The sequence below is a fragment of the Bifidobacterium sp. POST2/T3 (B1) genome (genome assembly GCF_058197115.1).
This window is the reverse complement of sequence record NZ_JBVPQK010000082.1, coordinates 1,776-10,271: the sequence shown is the minus strand read 5'-3', so window position 1 is coordinate 10,271 and position 8,496 is coordinate 1,776. Positions and strand designations below refer to the sequence as shown.

8 protein-coding genes and 2 pseudogenes are annotated in these 8,496 nt (G+C 59.2%); 5 read left to right on the top strand and 5 right to left on the bottom strand.

Features of this window, described 5'->3' with window-relative positions; genetic code table 11:
* From AC0AP0_RS05585 to AC0AP0_RS05570, 4 genes and pseudogenes are all read right to left on the bottom strand, one after another.
* Positions 1-1,829, bottom strand: a pseudogene (locus AC0AP0_RS05585) (hypothetical protein); the annotation flags it as partial.
* Between the two features lie 285 nt (positions 1,830-2,114).
* Positions 2,115-2,801 (bottom strand): RdgB/HAM1 family non-canonical purine NTP pyrophosphatase, encoded by a 687-nt coding sequence (gene rdgB, locus AC0AP0_RS05580; protein ID WP_490429655.1) that lies wholly within the window; start codon positions 2,799-2,801, stop codon positions 2,115-2,117.
* A gap of 35 nt (positions 2,802-2,836) precedes the next feature.
* A complete protein-coding gene (gene rph / locus AC0AP0_RS05575) occupies positions 2,837-3,601 on the bottom strand; it encodes a ribonuclease PH (RefSeq protein ID WP_046322477.1) in 765 nt (254 codons plus the stop codon).
* 65 nt (positions 3,602-3,666) lie between these two features.
* Positions 3,667-4,305 carry a Pr6Pr family membrane protein gene (locus tag AC0AP0_RS05570; protein WP_198208203.1) on the bottom strand — a complete coding sequence of 213 codons (639 nt, stop codon included), beginning with the start codon at positions 4,303-4,305 and terminating at the stop codon, positions 3,667-3,669.
* A 103-nt stretch (positions 4,306-4,408) separates the two neighbouring features.
* Here AC0AP0_RS05570 and AC0AP0_RS05565 point away from each other — a divergent pair, with 103 nt between their 5' ends.
* Complete coding sequence (locus AC0AP0_RS05565; protein WP_490429654.1) at positions 4,409-5,755, top strand: nicotinate phosphoribosyltransferase; 1,347 nt, start codon at positions 4,409-4,411, stop codon at positions 5,753-5,755.
* On the top strand, positions 5,755-6,774 hold the full coding sequence (locus AC0AP0_RS05560; protein WP_490429653.1) for an aldo/keto reductase: 1,020 nt from the start codon (positions 5,755-5,757) through the stop codon (positions 6,772-6,774). The genes AC0AP0_RS05565 and AC0AP0_RS05560 overlap by 1 nt, the downstream gene beginning before the upstream one ends.
* Before the next feature lie 25 nt (positions 6,775-6,799).
* On the opposite strand, the gene AC0AP0_RS05555 is transcribed toward AC0AP0_RS05560, so the two are convergent.
* Entirely contained in the window at positions 6,800-7,111 is a 312-nt protein-coding gene (locus tag AC0AP0_RS05555) for a DUF3039 domain-containing protein (RefSeq protein ID WP_024627652.1), read from the bottom strand.
* A 62-nt stretch (positions 7,112-7,173) separates the two neighbouring features.
* Between AC0AP0_RS05555 and coaD the strand changes: the two genes are divergently transcribed.
* The 3 genes and pseudogenes from coaD to AC0AP0_RS05540 form a co-directional block, all read left to right on the top strand.
* Positions 7,174-7,683, top strand: a complete 510-nt coding sequence (gene coaD, locus AC0AP0_RS05550; RefSeq protein ID WP_046322473.1) for a pantetheine-phosphate adenylyltransferase — start codon at positions 7,174-7,176, stop codon at positions 7,681-7,683.
* Positions 7,680-8,372 carry an ATP synthase subunit B family protein gene (locus AC0AP0_RS05545; protein ID WP_046322470.1) on the top strand — a complete coding sequence of 231 codons (693 nt, stop codon included), beginning with the start codon at positions 7,680-7,682 and terminating at the stop codon, positions 8,370-8,372. Before coaD ends, AC0AP0_RS05545 begins: the two co-directional genes overlap by 4 nt.
* Positions 8,369-8,496: pseudogene (locus AC0AP0_RS05540) on the top strand (YceD family protein); the annotation flags it as partial. The gene AC0AP0_RS05545 and the pseudogene AC0AP0_RS05540, both read left to right, overlap by 4 nt.

Here is an 8,496-nt window from a genome sequence, read left to right as displayed (position 1 = left end):
TCCTGTATCTGCCAGGACCCTCCCTGCTTGCTCTTTGGATCGACCTTGCATACGGTCTCTCCCAGCTTGAACCCCCAGGAATCCGAGCTTTTCACCAAGTCATCACTGCTCTTGCTCTGCCCTTCCTTGAAGGGTTTGCTGGAATCCTCGCCATAAAGGGTAACCGTGTTGGGATGCGTGTCGTCTTTGGAGGGAGTGCACTCACCACTGACCACCGGATCAAGCGTGCCGGTATAGACGCTCCCCGAGGCATTCAAGGAGCCGTCGGCATCATTCTGGATGTTGGTTATGGTCGGATCGTTGGGACGAGGCACGTCATACTTATAGAAGGCAGTGTCAATGGTCCATCCCGTGTCCAGATTCTTATCCTTTTGCGTAGCATCCATATCGTCCGTTATGCCGACAAGACCCACTCGCATTGGGTTGTATACTTCTGGGTTGACCGTGCAGTTGTTGCTGGTGCCGGTGTCATCCATATTCCTGGTCACAGGCCAGGTGACCAGCTTGAAGTACCCGTCGAAGCCCTCTTGTTCCGTAATGCGCTTGAAATCGATTGATCCGTCTTTTGCCTGCGGACCCGTCGGATTTGCTGCGTTCACGTTCAGCTCGTTTGCTGGACCTGTCGCCGGCTGCGCTATATTCGAGGCTTGAACGCCGGAATTATTAGCGTTGTTGGTTCCCACATCGTATTGAATGCCCCAGGAGGTTGTCTTTGCATTGTTCTTGCTGATTTGTTGTTTATTGCCTAACAGTACGGGTTTGGGGGTCAAGGAATCGACAGGCATCCACTGGCTGTTTTTAAGACCAACCCACTGGTAGTAGTAAGAATCGGTCTTGGAGCATATATTGCTCCTGCCTCGGACATTGAACCAATAGACAAAGAAGGAGTTGGGCGGTGCTATCCCTGGGTTATAGGGTTTGCTCTGATTGTTTCCCAGATCAACTGAAAGCCCATAATCGGTTACCAGGCCCCAATTGGCCTGATTCCCGCTCCACAGCACCGGATAATTGTCCCAGCCGACAAAGGATGCAGGCCCGCTGCAGCGGTTCGGATCGTTGGCGTAGCAATCGCCCATGTACAGCTTTATGTTTTTCCCCTGATCTGCAGTGATGTTGGAGACCGTATCGCCTAAACCGACCAAAGATTCAGGATGGAAGTCAGTGCAATCATCACTATTATAAGCCCACGGGAAAGAGCCGCAGGTCAAAGTATTCTGCGGACCAACAACCGCATAGAGGTTGAGCGGCTGAGGATAACCCCCCGCCTGGTAATATTGCGGGTTATCGTTTTTGTCTCCATAAGACAAATCTCCTTCAATGGAGATTACCAGAAAATCATAAAGGCCAGAGTTGATCACCTTGTGGACCGTGAAGTATTCGTTCTGGTTATACGCCCATTTCACTGCACCAGCGCCAGGGTCGGCAATAGAAGTTGGTTTATTGGGATCACTGCTGTCTGACGGTATGGTCTGCATATAACGCAGTCTCCGATAGTGCGTTTTGCTGGTCTCTCCCTCGAATTCGTAGAAGAAAGACAATGCACAAGTTTGCGTTCCAGCCGCAGAGGAATCATCCCCGTTTTGGCATTGCGGATCGAATGCGCCATGCTTCACACGCAGGATGAAGTCCATGCGCAGCTCATCCTCGTAGGAATCAATTTTGTCATTATAAGCCAGAAGTTTATAGAGCAACGGCTTTGCGCTTGCTGTTGCGCCTTGCGCATCGGTGGCATTGGCCTGGTTTGCCGAAAGAGCGCTCAGCCCAAGGGGAACGACCATGGCCAGCGTCGCCAAAAGAGTTATCAAAACAGCGATGATAGGGCGATCCACATGCTGTGGACCCTTAGTGCCCCGTTCTTGCAAATGCTTCAACACGCTACCCCCCACACCACGATGAGACCATCTCTAGGATCAGATGGACTGCACGCTTGATATGTCCCCAGTGCAGGCCACAAAACCTTAGATCACAAGTGCCGCATCTTCATTTACGGTGTCTTCTATCCCCCTTACTTGCTTTAAGGGTACCGAAATTGAAGGCGTAATCTGGGATTCAAATAGGGTGTTTTCACAGCCGGTATTCCACGGCCTTTCACGGTGTTGACTCCGCCAGGCCTATCAGCCTTTTATATGGCCGTCCCCCAGCACCCAGCTGACGAGAATCGGCATGATGGCTGCCAATGCTTTGCCCCTGTGCGATATGGCATTCTTCTGGTCCGAGGTCATTTCCGCCGAGGTTAGCAGTCGCTGTTTGCCGGTGCCCTGCTGCTGATCCCTCGGTACGAAGATCGGGTCGTAGCCGAACCCGTTTTCCCCACGTGCCTGGCGGATGATGGTTCCAGGCATCTCGCCAAGCCTGGTCACCTGGCACCCACGGACGGCATATCCTGGCACATCCGGAACGACCAGGGCGGCAGCACAGACAAACCGCCCTCCCCTGTGGTCGTCAGGAATGTCGTTCAGCTGGTTCAGCAAGAGCTCCAAGTTGGCCTGGTCGTCGCCGTGGCGGCCACTCCATCTTGCCGAAAGGATCCCCGGGGCGGCGCCCATCACATCAACGACCAGCCCCGAGTCGTCCGCCAGCGCGGGCAGACCTGACTCATGGGCAGCCTGCCCAGCCTTGAGAAGGGCGTTCTCCTGAAAAGTGGTGCCGGTCTCCACCGGATCGGGCAGGTCCAACTGGCCGGCCGAAACCAGCTCAATCCTCTGACCCTCATCGGCCAGGAAACCGTCAAGTATGCAACGAAGTTCACGTAGTTTGCCCTCGTTGTGTGTGGCCACAACCACTGTTTTGACCTGCCCCATACCGATCCTTTTCGCTAAAATGCCCGCCCCGGGCGTCAGTCAGCTGCCAGAGCCTTGCGCTGAGCGGCCTGAAGCTCCTTGTTCCCCTTGGATGCAAGGTCCAGCAAAAGGCCGAGCTCTTGACGGCTGAAAGGGCGATGCTCCGCCGTTCCCTGTATCTCTATGAAATCGCCGGAGCCTGTCATCGACACGTTCATATCAGTCATGGCCCGGCTGTCTTCCAAATAGGGAAGGTCCAGCATGGGCTTGCCATCGATGATGCCCACCGAGACGGCCGAGACGCAATCCTTGGTCACCTTGTCGGCGCTACGGATGTGATGGTGGTCCTGGGCCCATCTGAGGGCATCGACCATGGCTACATAGGCGCCGGTGACTGAGGCGGTACGAGTGCCGCCGTCGGCCTGAAGCACGTCGCAGTCAAGCTGAATCTGATTCTCGCCCAGAGCCTTCATATCCACCACACCGCGCAGGCAACGGCCTATCAGCCGGCTGATCTCCTGGGTGCGGCCGCCGACCTTTCCCCTGACCGATTCTCGTGCAGTCCGGTCGCTGGTGGCCCTGGGAAGCATGGCATACTCGGCCGTAACCCAACCCAGGCCGGAGTCCTTGCGCCAACGGGGCAGCGTCGGGGTAAAGGAGGCGGTGCACATAACCCGGGTCTTGCCACACTCGATCAGCACCGATCCCTCAGGCGCCTCCGTCCAATGCCTGGTGATGACGACCGGTCGCAACTCATCAGCCGCCCTGCCGTCAGGCCGTAGCACGGCACCCTCCTGGAGCATGTCCTTGATAGCAACCATCAGTGATGATCCTTTCCGTTCCGCCCAGGCTCCCCTGGTCTGGTCCCCATTATTCCGTCAGCCGTCTACTGATCGATGGTCAGCGGTGTCTTGGCCGGCAGGACGCGATCGATCAGGAAGATGACCAGCGACAGGGCGAAGAAGACGACCAGGTACTCAGCCAGGTTAACCATCAATTGGGTCCAGCCCAGATGTCCGAGGTCCAAGAAGGCATAGGGGTAAGGGTTACCGCCCGGCTCCGGTCCTGAATGAGGCCAAATGGCGGCCCTGATCAGCACAAAAGCTACGTAGAAGGGGAAATAGATCAACCAGGTAAGTACGTTGTGCCAGTGGAAACGACGATGAGGGTCGAACAAGAGGAAGTCCACCGATGCCAGGATGGGACTGATGACGTGAATCATCCATGTGGTCCGGATGCCCAGGACCAGCTTGTAATCCGTGCTGTTCAGCCCCAGAACCAGGATGGCCACCAGTCCGGTGATGACGATGTAGAGCGTCAGGCAGCCTTTGAGCCAAGCTGGGGGCTGGATGCCCTTGAGCAGGGTGGCCGCTCCGGCCCAGAGCATGACCAGGCCTAAGGCGATATTGGTCTGGAAGGTAAAATAGACCCACTTATTGCCGATCCCCAGCAGCCAGGCCTCGTAGGTGCCGCCCAGGCAGAAAAAGGCGATCAGCAATCGGTAGATGCCCACAACGAATCTCATGCGGACCAGCTTATCCCGACCTTGGGAGGGCAGGGCGAGCCAGGTGGTCAGAGGATTAGACTGGGTGCCAACCAAAGGCTTTTCCACCCACAAAGGGGAAGATATGAACGCCGAAAACAACAGTAGGGACACCGGAACCTCCACGGCTCTGATGACCGATATGTACGAATACACCATGCTGGACGCCGCCTTGCAGGACGGCACGGCCGGACGCCAATCCGTCTTCGAGGTCTACACCCGACATCTGCCGGCAGGACGCCGCTACGGAGTGGTAGCAGGTACCGGACGGATTCTGGATGCGCTGGCGGATTTCCAGCCCAGCGAGGATGAGCTTCGCTTTTTGTCCGACCGTCACATCGTCAGCCAGACCACCATCGACTGGTTGGAGCACTTCCGCTTCACCGGTACCATACGCGGCTATCGGGAGGGCGAGATATTCTTCCCCGACTCCCCCATTCTGCAGGTCGAAGGCAGCTTCGGCGAGTGCACCCTGCTGGAGACCCTGATCCTGTCCATACTCAACTACGACTCGGCTGTGGCATCGGCTGCCTCCCGCATGGTCACCGCGGCAAAGGGCCGGCCCTGCATGGACATGGGCGCGCGCCGGGCCAACGAGTATGCGGCCGTGGCGGCGGCCAGAGCGGCCATAGTCGGCGGATTCCAAGGAACCTCAAACCTGCTGGCAGCCAAAGAATACGGTTTCAAGGCCATCGGAACTGCAGCCCATTCATTCACCCTCCTGCATGACAGCGAGCGCGAGGCCTTCCAAGGGCAGATTCAGGCTCTAGGCAAGGGAACCACCCTGCTGACAGACACCTACTCCATCGAGGAGGCCGTAAGGACGGCCGTCGAGGTAGCCGGACCAGAGCTGGGAGGGGTCCGCATCGACTCCGGAGACCTGGGCTCGCTGGCCCAGCAGGTCCGCGCCCAGCTGGACTCACTGGGAGCCACCAAGGCCACCATCACCGTCACCAACGATCTGGACGAGTACGCCATCGCCTCCCTGCAGGACGCTCCGGTTGATTCCTACGGGGTGGGCACCATGCTGGTCACCGGTTCGGGAGCCCCCACCTGCGCCATGGTCTACAAACTGACCGAGCGGGAGAACTCCGACGGGGTTATGCAGGCCGTCGCCAAGAAGTCGGTGGGCAAGGCTTCGGTGGCGGGGCGCAAGCTGGCCTACCGTTCCTACCACAACGGAGTGGCCGACGCCGAGCATGTGATCGCGGGTGCCGAGCAGGCTCTGGCAGCCTATAGGCCTGAGGAGGACTGGCGGGATTTGCTGGTCACCTACGTGGATCACGGCCAAAGCAGGCCAGAATACCAAGGTGGGCAGGCCGTCCTGGATGCCCGGGAGCATCGGGCCAAGGCCCTTGAGGAAATGCCCATCAACGCCCTGAGCCTGATGAAAGGCGAACCGGTCCTGCCCACCATAGTGAGGAGCATCTGATGAGCGTGCAATCCGAAACCTACCAGCCCGACCCGAGCCGATACGATTCCACAACCTACCGGCGCTGCGGCGACAGCGGCCTGAAACTGCCGCCCATCTGCCTGGGCTGCTGGCACAACTTCGGTGACACCACGCCCCTGGAACGTATGCAGGAGCTATGCACGACGGCCTTCGACCATGGCATCACCCACTTCGACCTGGCGGACAATTACGGGCCCGGACCAGGCGTCGCCGAGCGCAACATGGGAATCATCCTGCGACGGTGTTTCAGCCACCACCGCCAGGAGCTGGTCATCTCCACCAAGGCCGGTTATGAAATGTGGCCTGGCCCTTATGGGGACCTCGGCTCACGCAAGCATCTGTTGTCCGGACTGGACCAGAGCCTAAAACGGCTGGGACTCGACTATGTGGATATCTTCTACCACCACCGCCCCGACCCGGACACGCCTCTGGAAGAGACCATGGGCGCCCTGGCCCAGGCGGTCACCAGCGGCAAGGCCCTCTACGTAGGACTGTCCAACTACGACGGGCCGACCATGAAGCGGGCCTCGGCCATCCTGAACGAGATGCACGTTCCCTTCGTCATCAACCAGAACCGCTATTCCATCTTCGACAGAACCATCGAGGACAACGGTCTCAAACAGGCAGTGCTGAAAGAAAGAAAGGGACTGATCACCTTCAGCCCGCTGGCCCAGGGACTGCTGACCGACCGCTACCTGCATGGGATTCCCGAGGACAGCCGGATTCGTGCCGACGGTCGCTTCCTCAAGGAGTCAGCCCTGACCCCGCAGCGGCTGAAGCAGATCCAGGCCCTGAATGACCTGGCCCGTCAACGCGGCCAGAGTCTGGCAGAAATGGCCCTGGCCTGGCTGCTCAGGGACCCCGCAGTCACCTCGGTGCTCATCGGCGCCTCCAAGCCCGAACAGATCCTGGACAATCTCAAGGCCGTCCAATCGGCCAATTTCAGCCAGGAAGAGCTGGAGACGATCGATCGGATCGCCCTGGGCAAGCAGTCCTGAAGCAGCCTGGACCGCTAGGCAGCGATTAGTGGCTGCCGCCGGTCATCTGTTCGTAGATGCGCTTGCAGTCCGGGCAAACCGGATACTGGGAGGGGTCATGCTTGGGCACCCAGACCTTGCCGCAGAGGGCTACGACAGGCCGGCCGGTCAGCTTGGACTCGGCGATGCGCTCACGGGAGACGTAGTGGGCGAACCGGTCGGCATCGCCCTGGTCGTTCAGCCGGGTTTTCTCGGCGGTCTCGGTGTCCGGACGGTCCAGAACGGCCGTACCGGTGCCCTGGTCGGGGTTCTGCTCCCGCTCCGGATCCTCCATGCGAATGCTCTTGCTTGCAGTCATGACATCTATGGTACGGCGGCGAGCTGCACGTTCGCTCCCTATGACGCGCTACGCTGAGAATCATGACTATCGCTGTATGCCCTGGCTCATACGATCCGGTCACTTCCGGCCACATGGATGTGATCGAACGTTGCGCCTGCTTCTTCGAGACGGTCCACGTGGTTGTGGCCGTCAACGCCGCCAAGACCCCCATGTTCAGCGAACAGGAGCGGGTGGCCATGATCCGCCGGGCCCTGGACGAGGACGGGTACCCGAACATCACCGTAGCCTCTACCGATGGCCTGATCACCGACTACTGCCGTAAGGTGGGTGCCTCGGTCATCGTCAAGGGACTGCGGCAGAACGGGGACTATGAGGCCGAGCTGGGCATGGCCCTGGTCAATCGCAAGCTGTCCGGGGTTGAAACGCTCTTTCTGCCAGCCGACCCGGTGCGGGAGCACATCTCCAGCACCATCGTCAAGGACGTGGCCAGACACGGAGGGGATGTCACCGGTATGGTCCCCGACAGCGTCGTGAACGCACTGATAGGCACTTTGCACAGGGACACACCGCACACGGAAAAGAGCCAATGATGAACGAGCAGACCCAGGAAAGGGACGATAACGAGCCTATCGATGACTCGACCAGAACAAGCGTCCCCAGGCACGCAGTCGACATGAAGGACCTGCCCGACCTGCAGGAGGATAGAAGCGAGAGCGGGAATCCTCGATCGGAATTCACCACCGTCTATGACATCATCGACCGGATCCAGGCCATGCTGGATGAGGCCAAGGCCCCTATTTTCAGCCCGGGACTGGTCAAGGTGGACCGAGACGAGCTGTCCGACGACCTCAATGAACTCAAGAAAATGCTGCCAGTGCAACTGGAGCGGGCCTCGGCGCTCATGAGGGAGGCGGAGCGTCGGCTGAACACGGCGCAGACCCAGGCCAACGCCACCATATCCGATGCCCAGAGTCGAGCTGCGGACATCGTCAAGGAGGCCGGTGAGCAGGCCCGCTTCCTGGCCGGCCAGGAGAATGTGGTGGCCATAGCCCGGCAGAATGCCCAGACCATCATTGACACGGCCCAGGCCCAGGCAGATCGTCTGGTCCAGGGAGCCAATGGCTATGCCGCCCAGGTCATGGGCGAGCTTGACACCCAGCTGGACAAGATGGGTCAGGATGTGCGTGCCGGCCTGGAGGTTCTCCACCAGCGTGAGCAGGAGGCGGCGCGTAGCATGAACGCGTCAGCTCCGGACCAAGGAGAGGAGACGCAGGGATGAGCAGACCGGAGGATTCCCCCTGGGCGGTTTCAGTGGCTCAGGTGTCGACGCGAGCAGGGCAGAGCACCCGGGTGGACCGTGATTTTCCAGCCCCGGAAGGCATCGGCGACCAGGTGGTGGGCAT